Here is a 25,326-nt window from a genome sequence, read left to right on the forward strand (position 1 = left end):
CCAAGACGTGAGGAGGCGCGAATGGTGCTGTCGGACAACGGAACGAACACCGCCGGCGGGAGCTCGGCGGTGTCGCGCCGGACGGTGCTCGCGGGCGCGGCGGCGGGCACGGCCGCGCTGGCCGTCGCGGGCACGCTCGCGCTACCCGAAGGGGAGGCGCGCGCCGAAAATGCCGATTTCCTCATTGGAGTAGGCATTTCCGACATCACCGGCCCCGCGGCCGAATGCGGCATGATGGGCTATTCGCAATTCGGGCAGGACACGGCCGGCATCCACCTGCGCCCCCGCGCCCGCGCCTACGTCTTCGCCACCGGCGACCGCCGCCTCGCCTACGTCGTCGCCGACAACGGCATGATCTTCCAGTCCGTGCATCGCGGCGTGTTGCAAGAACTGGCCCGGCGTTTCGGCGACCGCTACACCGAGCAGAACGTCCTGCTCACCTCCACGCACTCGCACGCCACCTGCGGCGGTTCGGCCCACGACTACGCCTACAACCTCTCGATTCTCGGCTTCCAGCAGCAGGTTTACGACGCGGAGGTGAACGGCATCGTGGAGGCCGTCGTGGCCGCCGACGCCGATCTCGCGCCCGGCACGCTCGCACTGGGCCGCGGTGAACTGCACGATGCCAGCGTCAATCGCTCGCGAATTGCCTTCGACCGCAACCCCGAAGCGGATAAACAGCATTTTCCGAATGCCATCGATCCGGCCGTCACCGTGCTCTCGCTGCGCCGCGGCGGCCGGGAGATCGGCGCTGTCACCTGGTTCGCCACCCACAACACTTCGATGAGCAACAAGAACCGGCTCATCAGCGGCGACAACAAGGGTTACGCCTCCTTCGCCTTCGAACACGGCGAGCACGGCGTGCGCTATCTCGACGGCGCGGACTTCGTGGCGTCCTTCGCGCAGACCAACTCCGGTGACATGTCGCCGAACCTGAATCTGCACCCCACCGACGGCCCGACGCAGGACGAATTCGAGAACACCCGGATCATCGGCGAACGCCAGTACCGTGCGGGCAAGGACGCCCTCGCCGCCGCGCGCCCGATGGGCGGCACCATCGACAGCCTTCTCTGTTATATCGACATTTCCGACATCGCGGTCGACGGCCGATGGACGGATAGCGGACAGCCCCGCCGCACCGCACCGGCCTGCGCGGGCGTGGCCCTCATCGCCGGCAGCATCGAGGACGGCCCCGGCCTGCCCGGCGTCCCGATCCCGGAGGGCGTGCGAAACCCGTTCGTGGACGCCCTCGGCGGCGCGAACCAGCCCGTCCCCGACTGGCTGGCCGACGCGCAGGCCCCCAAGGCCATCGTCGCCCCGCTGGGTCTCATGCCGCCCGCCGCCTGGGTGCCGAGTGTCGTTCCCCTGCAACTGGTTCGCATCGGCGACCTCTACCTGGCCTGTGGCGGAGCGGAATTCACCATCGTCGCCGGCCTGCGCATCCGCCGCGTGGTCGCCGAGGCGCTCGGCGTCCCGCTGGAGAACGTCCTCATGCAGGGCTACGCCAACTGCTATCACGAATACGTCGCCACCCCCGACGAATACGACGCCCAGCAGTACGAGGGCGGCTCAACCCTCTACGGCCGCTACACCCTCCCCGCCTATCAGCAGGAATTTCACCGCCTGGCAACAGCTTTAGCCGCCCGTCAGACCGTCCCGCGTGGCCCGGCCCCCCGCGACATCTCCAACATGCAGCCGAATCTCGTCGCCGCCCCCGGCCCCGACGCCACCCTCCCCGGCCTGTCCTTCGGCGACGTCCTCACCCAGCCCGCCCCGTCCTACGCCCCCGGCACCCAGGTCGCAGTCGAGTTCCTCTCCGCCCACCCGAAACACAGCACCCGCCGCAACGGCACCTTCCTGGAAGTCCAGCGCGCCACCGGCAACACCTGGACCCGGGTGGCCAACGAGGGCGAATGGGCAGTCAAATACTTCTGGAGCCGCCGCGCGACAGATGTCTCCGCAGCCCGCTTCACCTGGGACATCCCCGCCGACGCCACCCCCGGCCGCTACCGCTTCCAGCACTTCGCCGACCACCTGTCGGCAGACGGCGCCCTGCACCCCTTCACCGGCACCAGCGCGGAATTCGACATCCCCTGACCCGGGGCAAGCCCTTCGTCATCCCCTGACCCGGGGCAAGCCCTTCGTCATCCCCTGACCCGGGGCAAGCCCTTCGTCATCCCGGCATGCTTTTGGCCGGGATCCACACGGGCAAGGCATGACTCGACTGCGTGGATCCCGGCCAAAAACGCGCCGGGATGACGAAGGGCGGGGTTCGCCGGGATGACGAAGGCGGGGTTCGCCGGGATGACGAAGGTGGGCTCAGGGCTACCGGAGGCCCAGTTGGGCGCCCTTGTCGCCGCGGCGGGCGGAGCGGCGTTGGAGGGCGAAGATGGTGTAGCCCAGGAGGCCCACGGCCAGGCCCATCAGGCAGATGGGGCGGTAGGTTGCCCAGTCGTCGTTGAGCCAGACCGCGATGGTGGCTATGAGCCAGGCGATGCTGCCGACGAGGAGCACCGGGCGGGGGTCGGTGAGGTGCGGCGGTATCTCCGGGACGGGGGGAGTCACGGGTTCAGACTACTGAGACGCGCGCTGGGATGCGGGGGACGCGGGCGGGACCGGGGCACGTGTAGCGAGACTTGCGTACCGGTAGGTCCGCCACCTGCGAGGGGACCGCGATCTTGCGTGGTGGGACGGTGCGGGGCGGAGCGCGCGAACAGGTAACTCGTGCGCGAACGTTCCCGTATCGTTTGCCTCTGTGACAACGCCTTCCGACATTCGAGCGCTCGCTGGTGACCTCTCACTGGCGGTGGTGCGCTTGACGCGACATCTGCGAGGTAGGCGCGCCGATGCCCAGATTTCGCTGACTCAGCTGTCGGCGCTCGCGACCCTCAACCGGGACGGGGCCATTACGCCCGGCGCGCTGGCCGCCAAGGAGCGGGTGCAGCCGCCGTCCATGACCAGGGTGATCGCGTCGCTGTCCGATCTGGCGCTGGTGGAACGCAAACCGCACCCCACCGACGGGCGGCAGATCATCGTGTCGCTGTCGGAGGCCGGGCGCGCGCTCATCGCCGACGAGACGCACGCGCGGGAGGCGTGGATGACCGAGCAGCTCGCCACCCTGCGGCCGGAGCAGCTGAAAACGCTGAACGAGGCCGTTTCGATCATGAAGCAGATCGTGGACGAATCGGAGTAGCGCTGCCGTCTCTCCGGACTTCACAGCGGGAAATCGGGGAAACTACGCGAAAGCGTGGTCGCTGGGGACGATTTCGCGGCCCAGGGGGAACAGCGAGATCGGGATGAGCTTGAGATTCGCCCAGGCGAACGGGATTCCGACGATCGTGATGGCCAACGCGATGCTGGTGAACAGGTGCCCCAGCGCCAGCCACCAGCCGGCGACGATCACCCAGATGATGTTGCCCAGCATCGAGCCCGCGCCGGCGCTGGGCTTTTCGACGGCTTCGCGGCCGAAGGGCCAGAGCACGTACCCGGCGATGCGGAACGACGCGATCCCGAACGGGATGGTGATGATCAGGATGAAGCAGATGATTCCGGCGATCACATAGCCGACCGCCATCCAGAATCCGGCCAGGAAGAACCACAGGATGTTCAGGATCAGCCGGAGCACGCTCATATTTCCAGCATGCCAGCCGGACCGTGCGCCCACCACCGGCGGCGAGTGACCGGTCGGTGGGAATACTGACCAGGGCATGGGCCACCTGGTGAAACACCCGTTTCGGCGCCCCCCTGCGAATTCGATCACTGCTAACGTCTCGCTATCGCGGCTTCGAGCAGCTCATTCGGGATTCTCCAGCAGCAGAGAAGGTGGGAGCACATGGTGGGCAATGGGATGCGACTCCGGGCGAGCGCGGCCGCGCTGGCGGCGGCCGCGGGCCTGCTCACCGCCTGCGGTGACGACGATGGCTCCGGTTCCGCACCGACCAGCGTCGAGATAGCGCCCGGCATCGGCCCGGCCCGCAACCCGTACCTGGCGGCCCCGCGCTACGCCATCACCCACATCTACCCGGGCAACTCCGACAGCTTCCCGGATCCCGTGCCGCGCGGCACTTTTCCCATCGATCCCGCCCGGATGCCGCGCGTCCCGGGCGGTCCCGTGAACGTCATGACATTGGCTTCCACGTCACCCGACTACATGTGGGTGTCCTCCACGTCGGGGCCGCGCTACGTGAAGGTGTCCGATGGCGGCTTCGAACAGGTCGCCGCCCTGGATGCGCCTGGCGTGGAACCGATTTCGACACCCGAGCTGGACAAGGTGATCGATCAGCAGTACACCGGCACCGACCAGATCGGTGCCGCCATCGCCCAGGATTGGGACGGCGTGGACTGGCAGCGCATCGGCAACGGCGTCTACAGCCTGGTGGACAAGGACAATCACCTCTACTACGTCACCCAGAAGGCCGAACTGTTCGTCTTCGGCCTGAAGGACGAGGACGATCCGGCCGCGGGCATCGAGATCCTGGCCCGCCGCGACTTCGTGCCACTGCTCAGCGATACGCCGACCACGCTCGGCATTCCGGAGATCATCGTCGGGGTCAACATGACCTACGACGGGCATCTGGCGGTCCTCGGCTCGCGCTCGCTGTATGTGCTGGAACGGGATCTGCGCGGCGATCCGGAACGCCTGCGCGTCGGCGACAACGAGACCATCTCGAATTCCATGGCCGTCGACCCGTACGGCGGCATCTACTTCGCCTCCGACAAGGTCATGCGCAAGGTGGTGTGGCGGGACGGCAAGCTCTCCACCGACGGCGCGGACGGGGCGTGGGCCTCGCCCTACGACTTCGGGCGTCAGCCGCCGACGGTGAAGTTCGGCATCGGCACCGGCTCCACCCCGACCCTCATGGGCTGGGGGCACGGGAACGACGAACTGGTGGTCATCACCGACGGCGCCGATCGGATGAAGCTGGTCGCCTTCTGGCGCAACGGAATTCCCGCGGACGCGCAACCGGCGCCGGGTGCGAGGTCCCCGCGCATCGCCGGGCAGATCCCGGTGACGGCCGGGCTCGACCCGCAACCGGAGTTCATCCAGTCCGAGCAGTCGGTGGTGGTGACCGGATACGGCGCGTTCGTCGTGCAGGCCATTGTCGAGGGCGGGTCACCGGACCGGCTCGTCGACGTGATCGCCAACGGCCCGGTGACCCGGCCCGCGCACGGCGTGCAGCGCTTCGAATGGGACATCACGCTGAATCGCTGGAATTCGGTGTGGGAACGCGGTGACGTGGTGACCAATTCGATGGTGCCGGGCGTATCCACCACCGCCGGAATCGTTTTCGTGAACGGCTACTACGAGGCCGACGGCTGGGAGGTCACCGGCCTGGACTGGGCGACCGGAGAAACGGTGCACCGCACCGTCTTCGGCCGCTCCAATCGAGGCAACGGCGCCTATTCCCAGACCGAGGCGTTCCCGAACGGCGATCTGCTGTTCAACAGCATCTCCGGGCCGTTCCGGGTGAAGATCGCCGGAAACTAGTGCGGCTCAGAAGAACCAGCCCAGCTCCGGGGTGCGCTCGGTGCTGAACGCCTCGTCGAACGCGCGCAGCACGGCGGCGTCCTTGACCTGAATCCGGTTGGCGGCGGCGAAGACTCGCGCGCGATGCCCGCCGAAGTAGAGCCCGCCGAGTACGTCGATGCCGAGTTCCAGGTCGGCGGCGCGGTCGGTGCGTTCGCATTCGGCCACCCCGTCGCGCACCCGCAGCGCGAAGGTGCCGCCGGCATCGCGGAACGGGTCCTCCACGGCCACAACCACATCCAGATCCTGGCGGTAGCTGCGGGCGGTGAGCGCGGCGGGGATGTCCATGAGCCGCACCCACAGGCTGTCGTAGCGGCGGACCAGCTTCACCAGGCGCGGGTCGGTGAGCAGGTAGGGGAGCGGATCCTCGTCGATGTAGTCCGCCTCCACCTTGTCCACCAGGTCCAGGCTCAGCAGCACCCGCCACAGCGCGATGTGGGCTTCCGGTGTGACAGCGTGGATTTCGGAGATGGTCGCGACGGACTTGGTCTCGGTCCACTGCCTGCGATACAGCACGTAGCCGTCCGGGTGGGTCAGCGCGAACAGGGTGGACGCGCCGTCGCGGTAGCGTTCCGGATCGGCGAAGGTGAGGTCCCAGTGGGCGTCCGGGCGGACCTGCGCGCCGGGGGTGAGCCGCTGCCAGCGAGCGTAGACCTCGCGGATGTGGTCCTTGGCCGCTTCCACGGTCGCGATCCGCACGCCGCCGGGATTCGGTGCGTCGGAACGGAATTCGACTCGGTGCCGGTCGATCTCGACCTCGTTGAGGTGGATGGCGGTGTGGTAGCCGAAGCGGCCGTAGATGGTGCCCTCGCTCGCGGTGAACATGGTGAGCGGCAGGCCCTCGGCCTCGGTCCGTTCGTGCAGCGCGGTGTACAGGGAGCGCAGGATGCCGCGGCGGCGATGGGTCGGGGAGACCACGACGCCGGAGACGCCGCAGGCTCGCACGGTGTTCTCGCCGGGCACGGTGACGGTCAGTTCGCGGTCCACGGTGTGGCCGACGATCTGGTCGCCGTCGATCGCCAGAAGTGCGCGTTCGACGGGGAAAATGTGGGGCATGTGGTCGATTTCGGCGCGGTCGTATCGCATGCCGAAAGCTGTTTCCACCAGGTTTTGTATCTGGGGCCAGTCTTCTTGGGTGGCCGAGCGCACGGTAATGCCAGTCATAGCCATACGTCGGACGATCCCACGGACCCGCCATCGTTCGCATCCGATTATTCGGCGAGTCGAGCCGGTGAAGGCCACCTGCCACCCCCTCCGAGGCAGGTGACCTTCACACCGGTAACTATGCCGAGGACCGCTGACGAAACTCTTGCAAAGTTCTAATCACTCTCATTGAGCTCTCAGGGGCTTCGCCCCCGAACCCCCGAAGACGAAAGCGTGGCTTCCCCCGCCCACCCGAAGCGACGAAACCCGCCTTCCCCCAAGGGAAGGCGGGTTTCGACAGTTTTTCGCAGCTACCTCAGCGGGTGGTGATGCCGTTGTAGTCGCGGGCCTCGTAGCCGGTGTAGATCTGGCGCGGGCGGCCGATCTTCAGCGGCTCGCGGTGCATTTCGCGCCAGTGGGCGATCCAGCCCGGCAGCCGGCCCATGGCGAACAGCACGGTGAACATGCGGGTCGGGAAGCCCATGGCCCGGTAGATGACGCCGGTGTAGAAGTCGACGTTCGGGTACAGGCGGCGCTCGATGAAGTACTCATCGGTCAGAGCCGCTTCTTCCAGCGCCTTGGCGATGTCGAGCAGCTGGTCGTCGCCGCCGATCTTGGACAGGATCGAGTCGGCGACCTTCTTGACCAGCATGGCGCGCGGGTCGTAGTTGCGGTAGACGCGGTGCCCGAAGCCCATGAGCTTCACGCCGTCTTCCTTGTTCTTGACCTTGCGCACGAACTCCTTGACGTCGCCGCCCTGCGCCTTGATGTCGTCGAGCATCTCGAGCACCGCCTGGTTGGCGCCGCCGTGCAGCGGGCCCCAGAGCGCGTTGATGCCGCCCGACACGGAGGTGAACAGGTTGGCGTCGGACGAACCGACAAGGCGCACAGTCGAAGTGGAGCAGTTCTGCTCGTGGTCGGCGTGCAGGATGAGCAGCATGTCCAGCGCGGCGGCGACCTCGGGGTCGACCTCGTACGGCTCGGCCGGGAAGCCGAAGGTCATGCGCAGGAAGTTCTCGACCAGCGACAGCGAGTTGTCCGGGTAGAGGAACGGCTGGCCGACCGACTTCTTGTAGGCGTAGGCCGCGATGGTGGGCAGCTTGGCCAGCAGTCGGATGGTGGACAGCTCGACCTGCTCCGGGTCACGCGGGTCCAGCGAGTCCTGGTAGTACGCGGACAGCGCGTTCACCGCGGAGGAGAGCACCGGCATGGGGTGCGCGTTGCGCGGGAAGCCGTCGAAGAACCGCTTCAGGTCCTCGTGCAGCAGGGTGTGCCGGCGAATCCGGTTGGTGAAGTCGTCGAGCTGGGCCTGGGTCGGCAGCTCGCCGTAGATGAGCAGGTAGGAGACCTCGATGAAGGTCGACTTCTCCGCCAGCTGCTCGATCGGGTAGCCGCGGTAGCGGAGGATGCCGGCCTCACCGTCGATGTAGGTGATGGCCGACTTGGTCGACGCGGTGTTCATGAAGCCCGGGTCGTAGGTCACGTACCCGGTGCTGGCGAGCAGCTTGCCCAGGTCGATTCCGTCGTTGCCCTCGGAAGCCTTGGCAACCGTCATCGGGTACTCGCCACCGGGGTACGACAGCACCGGCTTGGCGTCGTCGTCGACGTTGATGATGTTCTCAGCGGGCACGGAAGGATCCCTCTCAGGCTTGAAACCGTAGGCACAGGACGCGGTCGGCGTACGGTGCGCTTGCCTGAAGGCTAGTCGCTGTCCGGTTGGCCCCACTAATGAGGGTCGTCGTTTGCTACCTCACAGTCACATGACAACGAGGTGAGGCGCGGCGCGGTTCTGTGCTAATGCCGTGAACCGCGGCCGCGCCCCTGCTCCGAGAGCTTTTGGTAGCTGTCAGTACTCGTTGCAGACCGACTTCAGGATGACCGAGTCGTGGTGCACGCGAGCGTTGTCCTCGGCCTCCCAGCGGGTGTCGCCGTAGCGGCCGTTGTACTCGCGGGCGAACTTGGAGTGGCTGACCGCGCCGCAGCCGGTGAAGGACACGAGGACCTCGCAGTTGGGGCCGTGGCACTCGTTCATGGCGGCCTGCTTGGCCTCGTCCTTGGTCCGGTAGTTCCAGGCCGAGCCCATGGCGCCGTCGTCGGCGACCGCGATGGCGCCCCACAGGGTGGGCGAGGCGGAGGCGGTGGCCGGGACGAGGACCGGAGAGATGGCGAGGCCCGCGACGGCGAGCGTGGAGACGATGATCTTGCGCATGGTGATAATTCCCCCGTATGGAATCATTTGTCGGGTTTGACCGAGTTCAGGTCGCGTGGACTTTAGCGTCAGAACCCGGGACGTACCAGTTGTTTCGCGGGTCTGCTCCGTTTCCGGACAAGAGGAAAGCTAGCCCACGCTCCCTGTGAAAGATCTTGGAACTTCCTTAAAATCGCAGGTCAGGCCGCCTGAGGAACTGAGTGCGCGCGGGCCACGCGATACCGCACGAAGGCCGGGAAAGCCAAGGCCGACACCACCATTCCGAGCACCACCAGCACCCCGCCGCCCGCGGCCGCCGCCGCGGTGCCGACCGCCGCCGCCGCGAAACCGTGCGCCACATCGCCGATTCGGGGACCGCCCGCCACCACCACGATGAACGCGCCCTGCAGCCGCCCGCGCATCTCGTCGGTGGCCACCGATTGCAGCATGGTGGTCCGCAGGGCCGCCGAGAACATGTCCACCGCCCCACCGAAAGCCAAGCAGCCCAACGCGATCCACAGCGCGAGGGTGACATTCAGCGCCTGTCCGGCCGCGCCGACGGCCAGGCCGAAGCCCACCATGCCCAGGCCCCACAGCACGATCAGCCACACCACCGCCAAGCCCTGCCGTCGCACCCGGGTCAGCCAGCCGGAGAAGACGCCGCCCGCCACCGCGCCCACCGACATGGCCGCGAACAGCAGGCCGAGGGCGTGCCCGGTGGTGGCGGTATCGCCGAAACTGTCCTGCGCGATCTGCGGGAACAGCGCGCGCGGCATGCCGAACACCATGGCCACCACGTCGACGGCGAAGGAGGCCAACAGGATTCGCTGCGTGGCCAGGTAGACGAAGCCGTCCGCGACCTCGCGCAGTCCGGCCCGGCGGGATTCGCCGGTGGGCGGAACGGGCGGGAGTTTCCAGATCGCCCACAGCGTGGCCAGCAGCGCCACGGCGTCCAGCAGATAGAGCAGCGCCAGACCGCTGACCGGAATCAGCATGCCCGCCACCACGGGTCCGGCGATGGCGCCGAACTGCATGACCGTCATGCTCAGCGAATTCGCCGCCGGCAGTTGATGTTCCGGCAGCAGCCGGGGGTAGATGGCGGCGCGGGCGGGCTGGTTCACCGCGAAGAACGCCTGCTGCACCGCGAACAGGCCCAGCACCAGCCAGACATTGTTCAGCCCGGCGGCGGCCTGTGCCCAGAAGGCGAGCGCGGTGAGGCCGGTGCCCGCACTGGTGATGAGCAGCAGTTTGCGCCGGTCCATCACATCGGCGAGCGCGCCGCCCCAGAGGCCGAACACGATCAGCGGAATCAAGCCGAAAAGTCCGGCGAGCCCGACATACGACGAGGAGTGCGTGATGTCGTAGAGCTGCTTGGGCACCGCTACCACCGACAGCTGGGCCCCGATGACGGTGACGATGCCGGTGGTCCACAACCGTCGGAAGTCGGGATCCCGGAGCGGGGTTATGTCGGCGAGCAGCTTCACCGGCAGGAGATTAGTAGGATGAATTGGCGTAAGGCCAGGCGATTTCGGTGATTCATCCCACGACTCCAACTCTTGCTTTCGTCAGGGCTGTAGGCGTTCGACCTTCATCGCGCTCACATCGGTGTTCCCCGGCTCGACCGTCACGCGGATCCGGTTGTGCATCCGGCTGCGCCGCCCCTGCCAGAACTCCAGGGTCTCCGGCTGCAACTGGAACCCACCCCAGAACGGCGGCACCGGAATCTCCGCGACATCCTTGAAACGTGCTGTGACATCGGCCAATTGGCGATCCAGCTCGGCGCGCGAGGCGATCGGCCGGGACTGCTGCGAAGCCCACGCCCCCAGTTGCGAACCGCGCGGGCGCGAATGCCAGTACAGCGCCGTGACCTCCGGCTCCACCTGCCGCACCGGCCCGCGCACCAGGATCTGCCGTCCCAGCGCGGGCCAGACGAAGGTGGCCGACGCGTACGGGGTTTCGAGCAGTTGCCGGCCCTTCTGCGATTCGTAGTTCGTGTAAAAAGTCACACCTTCGGGAGAGAGCCCTTTGCACAGCACGGTCCGCGAGACCGGGCGCGGCCCGGTTTCGGTGACCTCCACGGTGGCCAGCACCATGGCGTTCGGATCGGTCATGCCGGCGCTGGTGGCGTGCTCGATCCAGTTGCGCAGCAACGGTTCCCAGCCGTCGGCCAGCCAGCTCTCGTCCAGGTCGGTTTCCACGCCGGGATGGTTGTCCCCGGCGTCCACCCCGTACTCGACCCGCAGTGCCGCGATATCGAGCGCGACGGTGACATTGTGCGCCTCCGGCGCAGTGGCGAATTTCTCCTGGTCACCCATGGGCCAGACGTTACTCCGCGGTAATCCTGGCGTTAAGGTCTAAGTGATCGGCGTGGCTGCCCATCGATCGGGCAGCCCGACTTGCAAGGAGAGTCACAACATGACTGCCAGCGCTGCGGTTCCCAGCTCAGCCGTCCCCGCCGACTTCGTCAGCGGCCTCGAAGGCGTGGTGGCCTTCACCACCGATATCGCCGAACCGGACAAGGACGGTGGCGCACTGCGGTACCGCGGCGTCGACATCGAGGATCTGGTCGGCAATCGGGTCACCTTCGGCGATGTGTGGGCGCTGCTCGTGGACGGCGAATTCGGCCGGGGGCTACCGCCCGCCGAACCCTTCCCGCTGCCGGTGCACACCGGTGACGTGCGCGTCGACGTGCAGGCCGGCCTGGCCATGCTCGCCCCGATCTGGGGTTACCAGCCGCTGCTGGACATCGACGACGACACCGCCCGCGAGAACCTCGCGCGCGCCTCGGTCATGGCGCTGTCCTATGTGGCGCAGTCCGCGCGCGGCATCTACCAGCCGGCCGTGCCGCAGCAGAAGATCGACGAGTCCGCCACCATTACCGAGCGGTTCATGACCCGCTGGAAGGGCGACCCGGACCCGCGCCACACCGAGGCCATCGACGCCTACTGGGTGTCGGCCGCCGAGCACGGCATGAACGCCTCCACCTTCACCGCGCGCGTGATCGCCTCCACCGGTGCGGATGTGGCCGCTTCGCTGTCCGGCGCCATCGGCGCCATGTCCGGCCCGCTGCACGGCGGCGCCCCGGCGCGCGTGCTGCCCATGATCGAGGACGTCGAAAAGACCGGGGACGCACGGGCTCTGGTGAAGGGCATCCTGGATCGCAAGGAAAAGCTCATGGGCTTCGGGCACCGCGTGTACCGCGCGCAGGACCCGCGCGCCAAGGTGCTGCGCGAGACCGCCAAGCGCCTGGGCGCCCCGCGCTACGAGGTTGCCGCGGCGCTGGAGCAGGCCGCGCTGGCGGAGCTGCGCGAGCGTCGCCCGGATCGGGCCATCGAGACCAATGTCGAGTTCTGGGCCGCGGTCATCCTCGATTTCGCCGAGGTTCCGGCGCACATGATGCCCGCCATGTTCACCTGTGGCCGCACCGCCGGCTGGTGTGCGCACATTCTGGAGCAGAAGAAGCTGGGCAAGCTGGTCCGCCCGGCCGCCATCTACACCGGGCCGGCGCCGCGCAAGCCGGAGACGGTTGTCGGCTGGGAGTCGGTCATCCGCAAGTAGTCCCGTCGCGGTAACCGGCTGGTTGCCGGGCCGCGAAGACTGGGCAATGGCGATCCTGCCCCTGGAAACGGGGGCGGGATTCCCATAACCTGCATCGGTGCTCGACGCAGGATTGCCGCGGCGCCGCTTCCTGGCCGCGGGCGCGGCCTTGGCCGCAGGATTCATGACAACCGGATGTGGTGTGGCAAGCGGCAATTCCGCCGATCGCATCCTCGAACCGCCGCTGAACCGGACCGGCCCCGGTCCCGCGCCCGTCAGCATGCCCATCAACACCGTGAACCCGAATACGGTGGCCGCCAAGTACGCCGGCCGCAAACCGGGCAGCTGGGGCACCGACCTGAACGGCATCACCACCGGATTCCAGGCTGCCGGAAAGCAATTCGCGCTCACCTTCGACGCGTGCGGCGGCCCCGGCAACAACGACATCGACGAGAACCTCCTGAGTTTCCTTGTCGCCCAGCAGATCCCAGCCACCCTCTTCCTCAACAAGCGCTGGATCGACGCCAACCCCGCCCGCGCCACCCAACTGGCCGCCAACCCCCTCTTCGAGCTGGCCAACCACGGCACCGCCCACAAACCCCTGTCCGTGAACGGCCGCGCCGCCTACGAAATCAAAGGCACCGCAACTCCTCAGGAGGCCGTGGACGAGGTCTGGGGCAACCACGAACGCCTCACCGCCCTCACCGGCCACGCCCCCCGCTTCTTCCGCACCGGCACCGCCCACTACGACGAAGTGGCCGTCTCCATAGTCTCGGATCTCGGCGAAACCCCCGTCGGCTTCACCGTCAACGCCGACTACGGCGCCACCGCCCCCGCCGCCAAGGTCAATACGGCCATGCTCGCCGCCAAGCCGGGCGGCATCTCCCTCGCCCATATGCACCGCCCCAACTCCGGGACCGCCGCCGGCATGCTCCAGGCCCTCCCCGCCCTGCGCGCCAACGGCTTCGAATTCGTGAAGCTGCCCTAGCGGGCCGGGGTATCGGGTCGTCGACGACTGTCAGCGGCCGAAGTGGCGGTGCATCCGCTCGAGGCGCGCCTCGGTCGTCGCCGGATCGGCGATGCCCAGGCGGGCGCGGCGTCGCAGCCGGTACTCGACGGTCTCGCCGAGGGGCGCGTCCCGCCATTTGCGCCAGCGCATGTTCATCCATCGTGACTTCTCGCGCTGGAGTTCGGTTTCCACGCGCTCGGCGAGATCCACGTCGGCCGAGGTGCCGGTCGCGCCGCTGAGCACCTGATGCTCCCGGTGACGGTCGGAGCGGTTCGGTTCGCGCTTGTTGCGGCGGATGTTCCGGCGGGAGCTCTTGTCGTTCTCGCCGTAGTCGTTGCGACGGTCCCTGGCGTAGCTGAGCGCCTTCTTCTGCTGCGGGGTCTTGCGCATCGGGAACTCCTCTCACCCGTTCGGTTCCACCGTAGGTCGCGGGGACCGGTGCGGGCGATCAGTTTTTCCGGGAGGCGGTCCAGTCGATTGCGACGGATTCGCCGCGGTCGACGGTGAAGAAGGCGGCTTCGAGATGGCGGCCGAGGTCCACGAGTTCGAGGGCGGACAGGGGAACGGTCTGGACTATGCGGACTCGCCAGGGCGAGGGTTCGTCCCAGGCTTGGAGTTCCAGGTCCAGACGCAGGACTGGGTCGTCGCGGCCGGTGTAGTCGGCGGCCACGGGAGTGGCGGCGAGGACCGTGGCGCGGGCTCGGCGGCCGTCGGTGAGGATTTTCGTGATGCTGGTGCGGGTGGACTCGTCCGGGGAGGGGACATAGAGGACCACCCGGTCGCGGTCGCCGGGGTCGACGCGGCAGGCGATCACCTCGCCGGGTTGCATCCATTCCAGATCGGCGGGGGCCACGCGCTGGCGGACTCGGGTCTCGTACGGGTGCCGGCCGTCTCGCTGGATGCGGACCCAGAACTCGTGGCCGAAGGCCGGGGAGTGGTCGGGTGCTGGAGTTTCGGGGGTACCCGCGGCGGGGGAACGACCTTTCGTGCTGGAGCGGACGCTGAGAATCGTTGCCACGCCGTCGGCGCCGTGCAGGAGGAGTTCGCGGCGGGCGGCGTCGTCGAGGGCGGGGCCGCGGCGGGTGAGACCGCGGGAGCCGAACTGGGAGGACAGGCGGGTGAGCAGGCCGGGGCGGGGGCGCGGGGGAGTGGCCGGATCGCCTTGGGGGCGGCCGGGATTCGCGGGGGCGGCGGACGGGGCGGCGGGGACGCCGGGTCTGTCGTGCGCGGCCATGTTCATGGCGGTAAACCGTAATGGTTATGTGCGACGCGCCACAGCGATACTCACATCCGGGCTCGTCGATGCGGCAGTTTTGCGCGCCAGGTCCTAAATGTCCTGGTTACCGGGTGGTCGCCGCAGTTCGGTAGGGGCTACCCAGTGCATTCGCCGGCCAACCCCTGGCCCTATTCTGGTCGCCATGACCTCTGCGTTCCCGACCATCCCCGACGATCTCAAGCCCGCCGACGGACGGTTCGGTTGCGGCCCCTCCAAGGTCCGCCCCGAGCAGCTGCAGTCCCTGGTGGATACCGGCGCCTCGGTGTTCGGCACCTCCCACCGGCAGAAGCCGGTCAAGGATGTGGTGGCCCGCGTGCGCTCCGGCCTGCGCGAATTGTTCTCGCTGCCGGACGGTTACGAGGTCGTGCTGGGCAACGGCGGCACCACCGCGTTCTGGGACGCCGCCGCCTTCGGCCTGATTCGCGAGAAGTCGCTGCACCTGAGCAACGGTGAGTTCTCCTCCAAGTTCGCCTCGGTGGCCAAGGGCAACCCCTTCATCGGTGACCCCATCGTCATCAAGTCGGAGCCGGGCGACGCGCCCGAGCCCACCTCGGACCCCTCGGTCGACCTGATCGGCTGGGCCCACAACGAGACCTCCACCGGTGTGGCCATTCCGGTTTCGCGCCCGGCCGGCTCGGAGAACGCCCTCATCGCCATCGACGCCACCTCCGGCGCCGGCGGCCTGCCGGTGAACATCACCGACTCGGACGTCTACTACTTCGCGCCGCAGAAGTGCTTCGCCGCCGACGGTGGCCTGTGGATCGCGCTCATGAGCCCCAAGGCGCTCGAGCGCGTCGAGGAGATCAAGAACTCGGGTCGCTGGGTGCCGGAGTTCCTGTCGCTGCCGATCGCCATCGACAACTCCACCAAGGACCAGACCTACAACACCCCGGCGCTCGCCACGCTGTTGCTGTTCGCCAACCAGATCGAATGGCTCAATGGGAACGGCGGTCTCGATTGGGCCGTCAAGCGCACCGCGGATTCCTCCTCGCGCCTGTACAACTGGGCCGACACCAGCGAGTTCGCCACTCCGTTCGTGCAGAACCCGGCGCTGCGCTCGCAGGTCGTCGGCACCATCGACTTCGCCGACACCGTGGATGCGGCGCAGGTCGCGAAGGTGCTGCGCGCCAATGGAATCGTCGACACCGAGCCGTACCGTAAGCTGGGTCGTAACCAGCTGCGTGTGGGCATGTTCCCGGCCATCGATCCCGAGGACGTGTCGCAGCTGACCCGCTGCATCGACTGGGTCGTCGAGAAGATCGGCTGATACCGAAAACGGGCCTCGCGCATCGAGTTGCGTGAGGCCAAACGAGACACAGTATGCGGCGCGGGAGTCCAGCAATGGATTTCCGCGCCGCGTGTCTTGCCCCATGATTAACAGAAGTGCACTACTGTTCCAGATCGTGGGCGGTGTCGCGAGCCGATGCGTTTGTGAGTAACGGTGCGGCTGTGAGTGACGCAGCGATAAGGAGGTAACGGTGCGTGAACTTCGAGTAATCGGGTTGACGCCCGATTCCGCGCACATCGTGTGCATCGATACCGAGAACGGTCAGAAGTACCGGCTCGCCGCCGATGACAAGCTGCGTGCCGCCGCCCGTGGAGACCTTGCCCGATTCGGCCAGATCGAAATCGAAACGGAAGCCACGATGCGCCCTCGTGATATCCAGGCTCGTATCCGTGCCGGTGCTTCGGTGGAGCAGGTGACCGAAGAGTCCGGCATGCCCGCCTCTCGGGTGGAGAGGTTCGCGTATCCCGTTCTGCTGGAACGCGCCCGCGCCGCCGAACTCGCCCAGAAGGCGCACCCGGTCCGCAATGACGGCCCGGCCGTGGAAACCCTCATCGACATCGTGGCGGCGGCGTTCACCGAGCGCGGCCACAATATCGAGGTCGCCGAGTGGGACGCCTGGAAGGACGAGAAGGGCTACTGGGTCGCCCAATTGCAGTGGCAGGCGGGTCGTTCCGTCATCGCCGCGCACTGGCGCTACCAGCCCGACGCGCACGGCGGCTCGGTGGTGCCGCTGGATGACCCCGCCTCGGATCTGATCGATCCCGACTTCGGCCGCGCCCTGCGCGGGCTGGCCAGCATCCTCCCCGATCAGACGCAGCTGGCCGCGCCGGAGCCGATCTCCGCGCCCGCGCCGCGCACCGAACGCGCCGAATACGTGGAGTCCGCGCCCGCGCGTGTCGCCAGCCAGCAGAGCCTCGACGGGTACTTCGAGCAGCGTGCCGCCGTCGGCGCGGACACCGTTCCGGTTCCGGCCGCCGTCGCCCCGGCTCCCGCGCCGTCCGCTCCGGCCGCGCCGAAAGAACCTGCCGCCCCGGCGCATTCGGCCCCCGCCTCGACCTCGGCTCCGGCGGCGGTTCCGGCCCCGGCCGCCGCGACGCCCGCCGCTGAGGCTCCGGCCGTCGAGGCCGCCCCGGCCGCGGAACCGGCTGCCGCGCAGCCCGCCGCAAAGCAGAACGCGCCCAAGCAGAATCGCCCCAAGCGCGGCGGCAAGGCCCCGATGCCGTCGTGGGAGGACGTCCTGCTGGGCGTCCGCAGCTCCGGCCACTGATCGTTCGCTCCATCCGCGCGCCCTCGTCCACATGGCGGGGGCGCGTTTTTGGATGCTGGAGGGTAGCTGTACGGCAAAAAGTGTTGCCTGTGGATAGCCGATGCGTGCTGCTCGAGGCGTGAATAGCCAGTTGGATGCGGAAAACCGCTTTTCAACGCCCTGCGCACCGGGTGCTGACCGTTTCGTCCGAAGCTCTGGGAGACAGGCGGTTTCGCCGCGCCGGGAACGCGCCCCCGTAACAGCGCCATTTCAGTCCTGACGGGGGTAGATTTTGTACTGGTGGCGGTGAATGTCGGGGTCGATCCGCACCGGCGCCGACCGACGGCCACCAAATGTTGCTCAAGATTTGCCAACTTGGGTCGCAATGACTTCGGGAGGTGCCGTTCGTGCCATCGACAGTGTCATCCCTCTGGTACGTCGACGCCCCCGATCCGGTCGCCGTGCTGCGCGAACACCCCGGGCCGGATCCCGAGGCCGCATGGGCGCTGGCGCGCCAGCTCAATCCCGGCCGCGATGTCGTCCCGGCCGCCTCCGGCACCATGAAGGTGTGGGCCGGGCCCGACCCCGAATCCGTCTACATCGGCTGCTATCCCGGCGTCACCGTGGTCTGCTCCACGCAGGCCGCGCTGCCGCGGCCCACGAAACTGCCCGAGCTGCTGGTGCGTCCGCTCGCCTCCGAGCACACCTACCTGGTGGCCTACGACCTCTCGCTCGGCTGGGGCGCGTTCGCGCATTGGGAGCGTGGGGAATTCCGGCGCTCGTTCAGCTCGACCCGGGTGAACATCCTGGAGGACGAGGGGCTGCCGCTGGTGTGGGAGCGGTCCTACTGGGCGGGCGAGCATCCCATCGAACTCGCGCCGGGTGAACTGCCCGACCCGCAGCTGCTGCCCTTCGAGCCACCCGATTTCGCGGATGCCGCCAATGCCGAATGGCTCGGATTCCATTACCGCGGCGAAGTTCCCGAGGATGCGCTGCGGCCCGAAGAGATTGCGGTGTGCGGGTTCTCGCTGTTCCCCAAGGGCGAGGCCCCGGTGCTGGAGAAACCGGTGGAACCGCAGGTGGAACACAACGGCAAGCGCGGTTTGCTGCGCTGGCTGCGCGGCCGGGACCGAGTGTCCTGAACGCTTCCGCCGTGCCCGGCCGGATATCGGCTGTGGCAGGGCGATTTCGGCCGAGCCGGGGCCGGTTCCCGGGAACCGGGTCGGGATGCGGGCTATCCCAGGGCAGCCAGGCCGCTGATGAGCAGGGCCAGCCAGCCCAGCGCCACGCCCGCGGTCAGGCCGATGATCACCCAGCGTGTCACCGGCGCGTAGCGCCAGCGCCACGCGGAGGGGGCCGCGCCGCCCACCGCGACCACGTTCACCAGCAGCGACAGCAGCGGATGCACCTCGGCCAGGGCCGCACCGAAGGCGTACACACCCGTGGCGGCCAGCAGCGCGACGAAGACGGACACGAAGACTCCGGTCGCCCACGGGGTGGGTTCGGAATAGCCGTATCCGTACGGCCCGTCCGGCGGATGCGTCACTGCGCTGGTCCTTTGCTGCCCTGCCGAGCTCACTGGATGCGAACCCGTTCGTAGAACGCCATGGCGGCGGCGGTGGCCACATTAAGCGAATCGGTGCCCGGTGTCATGGGGATGCGCGCGCGAATATCGCTGGCCAGCATGGTTTCCTCGGTGAGGCCCGGACCTTCCGCGCCGAGCAGCAGGGCCGCCTTGGCGCCGGTCATGGCGGCGGCGAGGGTGTCCGCCTTCGGGTCCGGGGTGAGTGCGATGACCTGAAAACCCCTGTCGCGCAGCATATTCAAACCACCCGGCAGCGGCGGGAGAGTGGCGAAGGGGACCCGCAGCACATGTCCCATGGACACGCGCACCGCGCGCCGGTACAGCGGATCGGAGCAGCGGTCGCCGAACAGCACCGCGTCCGCGCCCAGCCCCGCGGCATTGCGGAAGATCGACCCGATGTTCTCGTGGTCGTTCACGCCCTCGAGCACCGCGACCGTGCGCGCGTCCGCGAGCACCTCCTCGGCGGACAGCTCCGCCGGTCGCCGCGCCGCCGCCAGCACGCCCCGGTTCAGATGGAATCCGACCACCTCCGCCATCACCTCGGCGCTCGCGCAGTAGTACGGTACGTCCACGCCCGCGAGATCGTCCGCGAGTTGCTCGTACCGCTTGCGCACCCCCAGCAGCGCGAACGGCGCGAACCGGGACGCCAGCATGCGCTGCACGACCACCGTCCCCTCGGCGATGACCAGCCCTTTGCCGCCCGGCAGGTCGGGTCGCCGGTCGGCATTGTTGAGGTCGCGGAAGTCGGCGACCCGCGGATCCGCCGGGTCGTCGATCTCGATCACTTCAGCCACGATGCTTCATCCTGCCGTCGTCGCTTCACACGCCCCGCCCCGGGCTGTGACACGCCGTGCGGTCGCAGGGCCTATGGTGATCAGGACCCGATTCCCGTCATCGAACGACAGCGAGGACAGCGCATGACCAAGCCCGTGATCGATATCTCCGAGGGCCCCGCCCCCACCGACCTGGTTATCGAGGACCTCACGGTGGGCACCGGCGCCGAGGCCAAGCCGGGCGATCGCGTCGAGGTCCACTATGTCGGCGTCGAATACGGCACCACCGACGAATTCGACTCCTCCTGGAAGCGCGGCGAGTCCATCACCTTCCCCCTCGACGGCCTCATCCAGGGCTGGCAGGACGGCATCCCCGGCATGCGCGAGGGCGGCCGCCGCAAGCTCACCATCCCCCCGCTGCAGGCCTACGGCCCCGCCGGCGCCGGCCACCCCCTCTCCGGCAAGACCCTGGTCTTCGTCATCGACCTCATCAAGGTCGGCTGAGAAACCCAACTCTCGGGAGGGCTCAGGGGGCTCCGCCCCCCGAACCCCCGGGTAAGCCTCGTGCCCGCCGCGCACAACGCGCGGCGGGCACAGCCGTATAAGGAGAACGGCGCGGCCCGAAAGCGGGCCGCGCCGAAGGGGATTGAGGCAAGGTATCCCAGTCCACCCGCGCGCGGGGGACGCCCAAGTCATTGGGGGTTCGGGGGCGGAGCCCCTGAGGGCCTCCCTGGGAGTGGGGAAGCCCATGTTGTTGGGGGTTCGGGGGCGGAGCCCCTGAGAGGTCCCGGAGAGTTGGGCTACTCAGACCTTGACGACGATCGTGTTCATGATCTTGTCGGCGAAGGTCTGCTTCTTGGGGTCCCAGATGGGCCAGAGGTAGCCGATGTAGCAGGGGAGGCTGTCGACGATGTGGCAGAGGCGGCGGAGGAAGGCGTAGCCGAAGCCGAGGGGTTGGCCGTCGGCTTCGCGGATCAGGCGGATGCCCACCATTTTCTTGCCGGGGGTTTGGCCGGTTTTGCCTTCGAGGTAGATGAAGTAGAGGCCGGCGGCGAAGGCTACGAGGCCGGCGAGGACGATCAGCAGGATGCCGAGGCCGGAGAGGCTGCCGGTGCAGGAGCTGCTGTAGTAGCCGGGGCCTTCGTCGACCACGCAGTCGCTGTCCTCGAAGCCGAGGATGAAGGCGAGGGCGTAGAGGATGCCGGCGGGGATGCCGATGATCAGGCCGTCGATCAGGAAGCCGCCCACTCGGGTCAGCCAGCCGGCGTAGGGCGGGCTGACCCATGAGCGCTGATTGGGGTCGGGGGCGCCGTAACCCGTTGGGGGCGGCGGATATCCGGGCTGGGATTGTGGGTAGCCGCCCTGCTGCGGGTATCCGCCGGGCGGCTGCGAGTACGGATCGTTCGGGTTGCTCATGGGTTTCTCCGATGCGAACTCGGTGGTACTGCATCCCGATTGTCCGCGCGACCCGCCGAATCCGCGCTGGAAACGGGCTAACCCACCACGGCATTCATGATCGTGCCCGCACTGGTCGCCGTCGCGCCGCCGATCATGGCATTGGCCACCATCTTCGGTGAAGCGGACCCTCCGCCCCATTTCTCCCAGGCGAATCGACCGCCGCCGTAGGTGATGGCCGCGATGCCCGACATCTGGGCGAACCAGGTGAAGTAGCGGAACATCTTCATCATTTTGTCGGCCATGGGCGGGGTTTCCGCGGTGGGGTTGCCGATCTGGGCTAGCACCGTGCCATACATGTCATGCGCGGCAAGCATCATGCTCACGATCGTTTCCTCTCCGGTACCGAGTGGCGCAGATGGTGAAAACGGGTCGATTAGAGCAATTCGGGCATCATTTTAGCCCGGCGAACCGCCGAATGTTGCTGATTATTTGCGAACGATATCGACCGGATCGGTCAGCGCGGTCGCGATCACCGACTGCACCGGCGCACTGCGCGCCGGGATCGTATTCAGCGCCTGATTGGCCTGGTTGCCCAAGGTCGTGGTCACCGACTGCAACTGCGTCACGCCATTGGTGAGCGCCGTCATGGCCGTCAGCAGCTGCGTCCCGGCCTGATCGGCAATGCTCGGAATGCTCTCGGCCAGCGCCGCGCCCTGATTCAGCTGCGCCGCCGCATCCCCGAGCCGGCTCGCCGCATCCCGCAGCAGCTGCCCGACCTGCGTGTCGTCGGTGACCGCGGTCCCGGTGAGCTCGCCGAACCCGGCCAACTGCCCGGTGGCCTGCCCCGCGAGGGTCTGCAATCCCTCCAGCTGCGCGATCACATTCGCCAGCTGCGGATCGTTCGCGAACGGCAACCCGCGCAGCAGTGGCAGCACGATGTTCAGCCCATTGCTCAGCCCATTGGCCGTGGCGGAGATCTGCCCGATCGTCACCCCGGTCGAATCCAGGGCCGTGGCAAGCTGATTCGCCTGCGTGGTGGCCGCCGACAGCGTGGCGTTCAGCGCGTCGATGCCCGAAGTCAATTGGCTCGCACCGGATTTCGCCTGCTCCAGGAACGCCAGCATTTGATCCGCCCCGCCCTGGAACTGCCCGGCCCCCTCGGCCGCCGCGTTCACCCCGGCGCTGAGCAGCTGCGAGGTGAACGCCACCTGCGAAATCGACCCGCGCGCACTGTTCATGGTGGCGAACAGCGAATCCAGCCCGGCCGCGCTGATCCGCCGCGTCACCTCGTTGACTGCGTCGTTCACCAGATACGGATCGGCCCGGTCATTGGTGGCCACGGTGACCTGTGCCCGCTGCGGCTGGTCGGTGGCCAGCGAGGTGATCGAACTCGACAGATCGGTGGGCAGCGTGATGACCGCCGCGTAATCCCCGGTGCTGGCCTCGTCGACCACATCCCACTCCCGGGTTCCGCTGTCCTGCAGGGCTTTCACGATCTTCTCGCCCATCGGCCCGGTGTCGCCGTTGATCAGCGCCACTCCGCTGGGCGCGTCGGCCGCCCAGCGCAGATAACCGACGGCGCCCGCGCCGATCGCGGCTGCCACGAGCAGCACCAACAGGGCCCAGCGGGTACGTTTTCCGGTCACCTTTGAGACCGTACGGGTATGGATTGGCGCGAGCGTTGGCGTTTCTCTGAGAGTTCCATAAAACGCGGCGCGGCGCGGGGTCAGGCGTGCCGCAAATCGATCGGCTCGGTCGCAGGCGCGCTGCGATCCGGCAGCACCAGTACCAGCCGTACGCCGCCCAGATTGCCGTCGTCGAAATAGGCTCGGCCGCCGTGCAATTGGGCCTGCTGTGCGACCAGCGCCAACCCCAGTCCGGAACCACCCTTGCTGGCCCGGCTGCCCCGGAAGAAGCGTTCGAACACCGCCCGCCGTTCTCCGGGCGGAATGCCGACGCCATTGTCGTCGACGGATATGACGATGTACCCGTTGGGATCTCGATGCGCCGACAGCAGCGCCTCGGTGGCCCGGCCGTGCCGCGCGGAGTTGGTGAGCGCATTGTCGACGGCCAGCCGCAGCCCGGTGGGCAGCCCGCGCGTCACGAGTTCGGAGCCGACGTTCAAGCGCACCTTGAGATCCGGGAAGTGCCGCATGGCATCGTGCGCGGCGGCATCGCAGAGCTCGGCCACATCGGTTTCCACGTGATCGCGTTCGCTGGTGAGGTCGCCGCGCGCCAGCCGCTCGAGTGCCGACAGCGTCGATTCCACCCGATTCTGGCCGCGGTGCAGGTCTTCCAGGATCTCGGTGCGCTGCGCCTCGTCCAGCTGGAGCGTGCGCATGACTTCCAGATCGGTGCGCATGGCGGTGAGCGGGGTGCGCAGCTCGTGCGCGGAGACGGCGGCGAAATCGCGGGCGGTCTCGAGGGCGGCGGCGGTCTGCGCCTGCGCGCGATCCAGCCGCTCCAGCATCATATTGACGGCTTCGGCGAGTTTCTCCGCCTCGCGCACGCCCGAACCGTCAACGGGCAGTGGGGTTCCCGAGTCTCCGGCGGGATCGCGCTGATCCACCTGCCGGGTGAGGCTCACGATGGGCCGCACCGCGCGCCCGCCGAACAGCCAGCCCAGTCCGGCGGCGGCGGCCACCGCGGCGGCGGCCGCCAGCATGACCCAGCGTCGCTGCGCCGCCGTCTGCGCCTCGGTCTGTGTGGTCGAGATGCCCAGTGACACAACGCGTCCCGCGGGCTGATTCTCGGTGGTGGTGAGCACCCGGTAGGTGTCGCCGTTCACGGTGACGGTGTGATTGCCGACCGGCAGCGGCGGCAGCTGTACCTTGGTGCTGGCCAGCGACCCGTCCGCGTTGCGCACGGTCATGGCCATATTGTCCTGCGGTAGCACGCCGAGGATGGTCACCGCGATGACCGGTTCGATCATGGTGAGCTGCGAGGCCACCCGCAGCTGCTGATCGGCCTGCGCCAGATTGTTGCGCTCGATGGCGGTCACGGTGACCCAGCTCAGTGCCGCCACAATGATTGTCGCGCCCAGGGCGGCGGCCGCCGCGACGCGGGTCCGCAGGGAATAGGAGCGCCGCCGCCGGCCGGTTTTCTCGGAAACGATCATGGCCGCGTCTCCCTCAGCGTGAAATCACCTGTGGTGTCGTTCATTTCGGTGCGCGCAGCACGAATCCCACCCCGCGGATGGTGTGCAGCAGGCGCGGGGTTCCGTCCACCTCGAGTTTGCGCCGCAAATAACCCACGAATACGTCGACCACATTCGTATCGGCGGCGAAGTCGTAGCCCCACACCAATTCCAGCAGCCGTTCCCGGCTCAGCACCACGCCGGCACTGCGCGCCAATGTGGACAGCAACTCGAATTCTCTTTTGGTGAGCTCGATTTCGTGCCCGTTCAGCAGTGCGCGATATCCGGCCACATCAACGTTCAACGGGCCCACGCTGATCGCGCCGGGAATGGCGGTGGCGGGGGTGTCGGTGCGCCGGCGCAGCAGTGCCTTGATCCGCGCCACGAGTTCGGCCAGCACGAACGGTTTCACGAGATAGTCGTCGGCCCCGGACTCCAGTCCGGCGATGCGATCGTCCACCGAACTGCGCGCCGACAGCACACAGATCGGCACCTCGTTGCCCATGGCCCGCAGGGCCGTGACCACGCCCGCGCCGTCCAGTACCGGCATGTTCATATCGAGCACCACGGCATCGGGCGACTGCTCGTTGACACACTTGAGTGCCGCCCCGCCGTCGCGGGCGATCAGCACCTTGAATCCGGACAGCCGGAGCCCGCGCTCGACCGACGCGAGCACATCCTCGTCGTCATCGACGACCAGGACAGTGGGTAGCTCACCGCGTTCGACCACGGGCTCCATTATCGCTGCCGCCGCCTCAGTAGTTGTGGCAGGAGTCGGCGACCTGCTGGATCGCGGCGGCGATTCCGGCATTGGCGTTGGCGTTGGCCTGATCCGCGACACCCGGGTTGTCGCGCAGGTACGCCTGGAATTCGGCCTGGCGCTGCTCGACCGGCTGCTCGAACTTGGCCTGCAGTTCGGCCTTCTGCGCGGGGTTCTGGTCGAGGATCGAGGCCAGGGCGGGCGCCTTGTCGTGCAGGGCGGCATCCACCTGCGCGAAGCTGCACGTCGAATTCAGTAGCGGGGCAGCCATATCCAGTGGGCTGGCGGAGGCCGTGGCCGGCACCAGGGCCAGCGCGACGGTGGCCAGCGCGCCGGCTCCGAGGGCGGCACCGAACCGGCGATTACGGACGAAACTCATGCATCGACCTTTCATCAGGGGCCCAAGTCGATTGGGCGGCGCGGATCCCGCGATCCGCGCCCGCCCGACGCTAAAGCACCC

General features: G+C 67.9%; 26 protein-coding genes. 9 read left to right on the top strand and 17 right to left on the bottom strand.

Annotated elements, in window-relative coordinates; all coding sequences use genetic code 11:
- Positions 1-21: 21 nt before the first annotated feature.
- Positions 22-2,097, top strand: coding sequence for a neutral/alkaline ceramidase (locus H0264_RS04835; protein ID WP_181582845.1), 2,076 nt, complete (start codon positions 22-24; stop codon positions 2,095-2,097).
- A 228-nt stretch (positions 2,098-2,325) separates the two neighbouring features.
- Here the strand turns inward: H0264_RS04835 and H0264_RS04840 are convergent, their stop codons facing one another.
- Positions 2,326-2,565 carry a DUF2530 domain-containing protein gene (locus H0264_RS04840; RefSeq protein WP_181582846.1) on the bottom strand — a complete coding sequence of 80 codons (240 nt, stop codon included), beginning with the start codon at positions 2,563-2,565 and terminating at the stop codon, positions 2,326-2,328.
- Between the two features lie 190 nt (positions 2,566-2,755).
- On the opposite strand from H0264_RS04840, the gene H0264_RS04845 reads away from it, so the two are divergent.
- Positions 2,756-3,193, top strand: coding sequence for a MarR family winged helix-turn-helix transcriptional regulator (locus H0264_RS04845; RefSeq protein ID WP_181582847.1), 438 nt, complete (start codon positions 2,756-2,758; stop codon positions 3,191-3,193).
- Between the two features lie 42 nt (positions 3,194-3,235).
- Here the strand turns inward: H0264_RS04845 and H0264_RS04850 are convergent, their stop codons facing one another.
- Complete coding sequence (locus H0264_RS04850) at positions 3,236-3,631, bottom strand: YccF domain-containing protein (protein WP_181582848.1); 396 nt, start codon at positions 3,629-3,631, stop codon at positions 3,236-3,238.
- Between the two features lie 201 nt (positions 3,632-3,832).
- Between H0264_RS04850 and H0264_RS04855 the strand changes: the two genes are divergently transcribed.
- A complete protein-coding gene (locus tag H0264_RS04855; RefSeq protein ID WP_220139944.1) occupies positions 3,833-5,488 on the top strand; it encodes a hypothetical protein in 1,656 nt (551 codons plus the stop codon).
- A gap of 6 nt (positions 5,489-5,494) precedes the next feature.
- On the opposite strand, the gene H0264_RS04860 is transcribed toward H0264_RS04855, so the two are convergent.
- The 5 genes from H0264_RS04860 to pdxH all read right to left on the bottom strand — a co-directional run bounded on the left by H0264_RS04860 (position 5,495) and on the right by pdxH (position 11,173).
- Positions 5,495-6,697 (bottom strand): GNAT family N-acetyltransferase, encoded by a 1,203-nt coding sequence (locus H0264_RS04860; protein WP_181582849.1) that lies wholly within the window; start codon positions 6,695-6,697, stop codon positions 5,495-5,497.
- Between the two features lie 289 nt (positions 6,698-6,986).
- Entirely contained in the window at positions 6,987-8,300 is a 1,314-nt protein-coding gene (locus H0264_RS04865) for a citrate synthase (RefSeq protein WP_181582850.1), read from the bottom strand.
- A gap of 216 nt (positions 8,301-8,516) precedes the next feature.
- Positions 8,517-8,879 carry a DUF4189 domain-containing protein gene (locus H0264_RS04870; RefSeq protein ID WP_181582851.1) on the bottom strand — a complete coding sequence of 121 codons (363 nt, stop codon included), beginning with the start codon at positions 8,877-8,879 and terminating at the stop codon, positions 8,517-8,519.
- A 179-nt stretch (positions 8,880-9,058) separates the two neighbouring features.
- A complete protein-coding gene (locus tag H0264_RS04875) occupies positions 9,059-10,342 on the bottom strand; it encodes an MFS transporter (protein WP_181582852.1) in 1,284 nt (427 codons plus the stop codon).
- Between the two features lie 81 nt (positions 10,343-10,423).
- Positions 10,424-11,173, bottom strand: coding sequence for a pyridoxamine 5'-phosphate oxidase (gene pdxH / locus H0264_RS04880; protein WP_181582853.1), 750 nt, complete (start codon positions 11,171-11,173; stop codon positions 10,424-10,426).
- Positions 11,174-11,273: 100 nt separating this feature from the next.
- Here pdxH and H0264_RS04885 point away from each other — a divergent pair, with 100 nt between their 5' ends.
- Together H0264_RS04885 and H0264_RS04890 are read left to right on the top strand one after the other, a co-directional pair.
- Positions 11,274-12,416: a citrate synthase 2 gene (locus H0264_RS04885; RefSeq protein ID WP_181582854.1), complete on the top strand. Its 1,143-nt coding sequence runs from the start codon at positions 11,274-11,276 to the stop codon at positions 12,414-12,416.
- A gap of 97 nt (positions 12,417-12,513) precedes the next feature.
- Positions 12,514-13,383 (top strand): polysaccharide deacetylase family protein, encoded by an 870-nt coding sequence (locus H0264_RS04890; RefSeq protein ID WP_231084004.1) that lies wholly within the window; start codon positions 12,514-12,516, stop codon positions 13,381-13,383.
- Between the two features lie 30 nt (positions 13,384-13,413).
- Here the strand turns inward: H0264_RS04890 and H0264_RS04895 are convergent, their stop codons facing one another.
- Positions 13,414-13,794: a hypothetical protein gene (locus tag H0264_RS04895; RefSeq protein WP_181582855.1), complete on the bottom strand. Its 381-nt coding sequence runs from the start codon at positions 13,792-13,794 to the stop codon at positions 13,414-13,416.
- Positions 13,795-13,852: 58 nt separating this feature from the next.
- On the bottom strand, positions 13,853-14,644 hold the full coding sequence (locus H0264_RS04900) for a hypothetical protein (RefSeq protein WP_244976103.1): 792 nt from the start codon (positions 14,642-14,644) through the stop codon (positions 13,853-13,855).
- A gap of 178 nt (positions 14,645-14,822) precedes the next feature.
- Between H0264_RS04900 and serC the strand changes: the two genes are divergently transcribed.
- The 3 genes from serC (at position 14,823) to H0264_RS04915 (ending at position 18,356) form a co-directional block, all read left to right on the top strand.
- Positions 14,823-15,947, top strand: a complete 1,125-nt coding sequence (serC, locus tag H0264_RS04905) for a phosphoserine transaminase (protein WP_181582856.1) — start codon at positions 14,823-14,825, stop codon at positions 15,945-15,947.
- Between the two features lie 211 nt (positions 15,948-16,158).
- Complete coding sequence (gene sepH, locus H0264_RS04910; RefSeq protein WP_181582857.1) at positions 16,159-17,235, top strand: septation protein SepH; 1,077 nt, start codon at positions 16,159-16,161, stop codon at positions 17,233-17,235.
- A 386-nt stretch (positions 17,236-17,621) separates the two neighbouring features.
- Positions 17,622-18,356: a DUF6928 family protein gene (locus H0264_RS04915; protein WP_231084008.1), complete on the top strand. Its 735-nt coding sequence runs from the start codon at positions 17,622-17,624 to the stop codon at positions 18,354-18,356.
- A 92-nt stretch (positions 18,357-18,448) separates the two neighbouring features.
- Here H0264_RS04915 and H0264_RS04920 read toward each other — a convergent pair whose 3' ends face one another.
- Positions 18,449-18,760 carry a DUF2537 domain-containing protein gene (locus H0264_RS04920; RefSeq protein WP_181582859.1) on the bottom strand — a complete coding sequence of 104 codons (312 nt, stop codon included), beginning with the start codon at positions 18,758-18,760 and terminating at the stop codon, positions 18,449-18,451.
- Positions 18,761-18,789: 29 nt separating this feature from the next.
- Positions 18,790-19,593: a TrmH family RNA methyltransferase gene (locus tag H0264_RS04925; protein ID WP_181582860.1), complete on the bottom strand. Its 804-nt coding sequence runs from the start codon at positions 19,591-19,593 to the stop codon at positions 18,790-18,792.
- 123 nt (positions 19,594-19,716) lie between these two features.
- Between H0264_RS04925 and H0264_RS04930 the strand changes: the two genes are divergently transcribed.
- On the top strand, positions 19,717-20,076 hold the full coding sequence (locus H0264_RS04930; RefSeq protein WP_181582861.1) for an FKBP-type peptidyl-prolyl cis-trans isomerase: 360 nt from the start codon (positions 19,717-19,719) through the stop codon (positions 20,074-20,076).
- Between the two features lie 300 nt (positions 20,077-20,376).
- Here the strand turns inward: H0264_RS04930 and H0264_RS04935 are convergent, their stop codons facing one another.
- From H0264_RS04935 to H0264_RS04960, 6 genes are all read right to left on the bottom strand, one after another.
- Complete coding sequence (locus H0264_RS04935) at positions 20,377-20,988, bottom strand: RDD family protein (protein ID WP_181582862.1); 612 nt, start codon at positions 20,986-20,988, stop codon at positions 20,377-20,379.
- Between the two features lie 77 nt (positions 20,989-21,065).
- Positions 21,066-21,347: a hypothetical protein gene (locus H0264_RS04940; RefSeq protein WP_181585304.1), complete on the bottom strand. Its 282-nt coding sequence runs from the start codon at positions 21,345-21,347 to the stop codon at positions 21,066-21,068.
- Between the two features lie 108 nt (positions 21,348-21,455).
- A complete protein-coding gene (locus H0264_RS04945; RefSeq protein WP_181582863.1) occupies positions 21,456-22,616 on the bottom strand; it encodes a YhgE/Pip domain-containing protein in 1,161 nt (386 codons plus the stop codon).
- Between the two features lie 80 nt (positions 22,617-22,696).
- A complete protein-coding gene (locus H0264_RS04950; protein ID WP_181582864.1) occupies positions 22,697-24,088 on the bottom strand; it encodes a HAMP domain-containing sensor histidine kinase in 1,392 nt (463 codons plus the stop codon).
- Between the two features lie 40 nt (positions 24,089-24,128).
- Positions 24,129-24,836, bottom strand: coding sequence for a response regulator transcription factor (locus H0264_RS04955; protein WP_420832036.1), 708 nt, complete (start codon positions 24,834-24,836; stop codon positions 24,129-24,131).
- Between the two features lie 25 nt (positions 24,837-24,861).
- Positions 24,862-25,245 carry a hemophore-related protein gene (locus tag H0264_RS04960; protein ID WP_181582866.1) on the bottom strand — a complete coding sequence of 128 codons (384 nt, stop codon included), beginning with the start codon at positions 25,243-25,245 and terminating at the stop codon, positions 24,862-24,864.
- Positions 25,246-25,326: the final 81 nt, after the last annotated feature.

The sequence above is a fragment of the Nocardia huaxiensis genome, assembly GCF_013744875.1.
Lineage (GTDB): Bacteria > Actinomycetota > Actinomycetes > Mycobacteriales > Mycobacteriaceae > Nocardia > Nocardia huaxiensis.

What these genes read in the sequence shown, in the direction of transcription:
- H0264_RS04935 (WP_181582862.1), bottom strand. Translation starts at nt 20,988, where the DNA reads ATGAGCAACCCGAACGATCCGTACTCGCAGCCGCCCGGCGGATACCCG.
- H0264_RS04960 (WP_181582866.1), bottom strand. Translation starts at nt 25,245, where the DNA reads ATGAGTTTCGTCCGTAATCGCCGGTTCGGTGCCGCCCTCGGAGCCGGC.
- H0264_RS04870 (WP_181582851.1), bottom strand. Translation starts at nt 8,879, where the DNA reads ATGCGCAAGATCATCGTCTCCACGCTCGCCGTCGCGGGCCTCGCCATC.
- H0264_RS04900 (WP_244976103.1), bottom strand. Translation starts at nt 14,644, where the DNA reads ATGAACATGGCCGCGCACGACAGACCCGGCGTCCCCGCCGCCCCGTCC.
- H0264_RS04850 (WP_181582848.1), bottom strand. Translation starts at nt 3,631, where the DNA reads ATGAGCGTGCTCCGGCTGATCCTGAACATCCTGTGGTTCTTCCTGGCC.
- H0264_RS04885 (WP_181582854.1), top strand. Translation starts at nt 11,274, where the DNA reads ATGACTGCCAGCGCTGCGGTTCCCAGCTCAGCCGTCCCCGCCGACTTC.
- pdxH (WP_181582853.1), bottom strand. Translation starts at nt 11,173, where the DNA reads ATGGGTGACCAGGAGAAATTCGCCACTGCGCCGGAGGCGCACAATGTC.
- H0264_RS04855 (WP_220139944.1), top strand. Translation starts at nt 3,833, where the DNA reads ATGGTGGGCAATGGGATGCGACTCCGGGCGAGCGCGGCCGCGCTGGCG.
- H0264_RS04930 (WP_181582861.1), top strand. Translation starts at nt 19,717, where the DNA reads ATGACCAAGCCCGTGATCGATATCTCCGAGGGCCCCGCCCCCACCGAC.
- H0264_RS04940 (WP_181585304.1), bottom strand. Translation starts at nt 21,347, where the DNA reads ATGATGCTTGCCGCGCATGACATGTATGGCACGGTGCTAGCCCAGATC.
- H0264_RS04860 (WP_181582849.1), bottom strand. Translation starts at nt 6,697, where the DNA reads ATGGCTATGACTGGCATTACCGTGCGCTCGGCCACCCAAGAAGACTGG.
- H0264_RS04835 (WP_181582845.1), top strand. Translation starts at nt 22, where the DNA reads ATGGTGCTGTCGGACAACGGAACGAACACCGCCGGCGGGAGCTCGGCG.
- H0264_RS04895 (WP_181582855.1), bottom strand. Translation starts at nt 13,794, where the DNA reads ATGCGCAAGACCCCGCAGCAGAAGAAGGCGCTCAGCTACGCCAGGGAC.
- serC (WP_181582856.1), top strand. Translation starts at nt 14,823, where the DNA reads ATGACCTCTGCGTTCCCGACCATCCCCGACGATCTCAAGCCCGCCGAC.
- H0264_RS04950 (WP_181582864.1), bottom strand. Translation starts at nt 24,088, where the DNA reads ATGATCGTTTCCGAGAAAACCGGCCGGCGGCGGCGCTCCTATTCCCTG.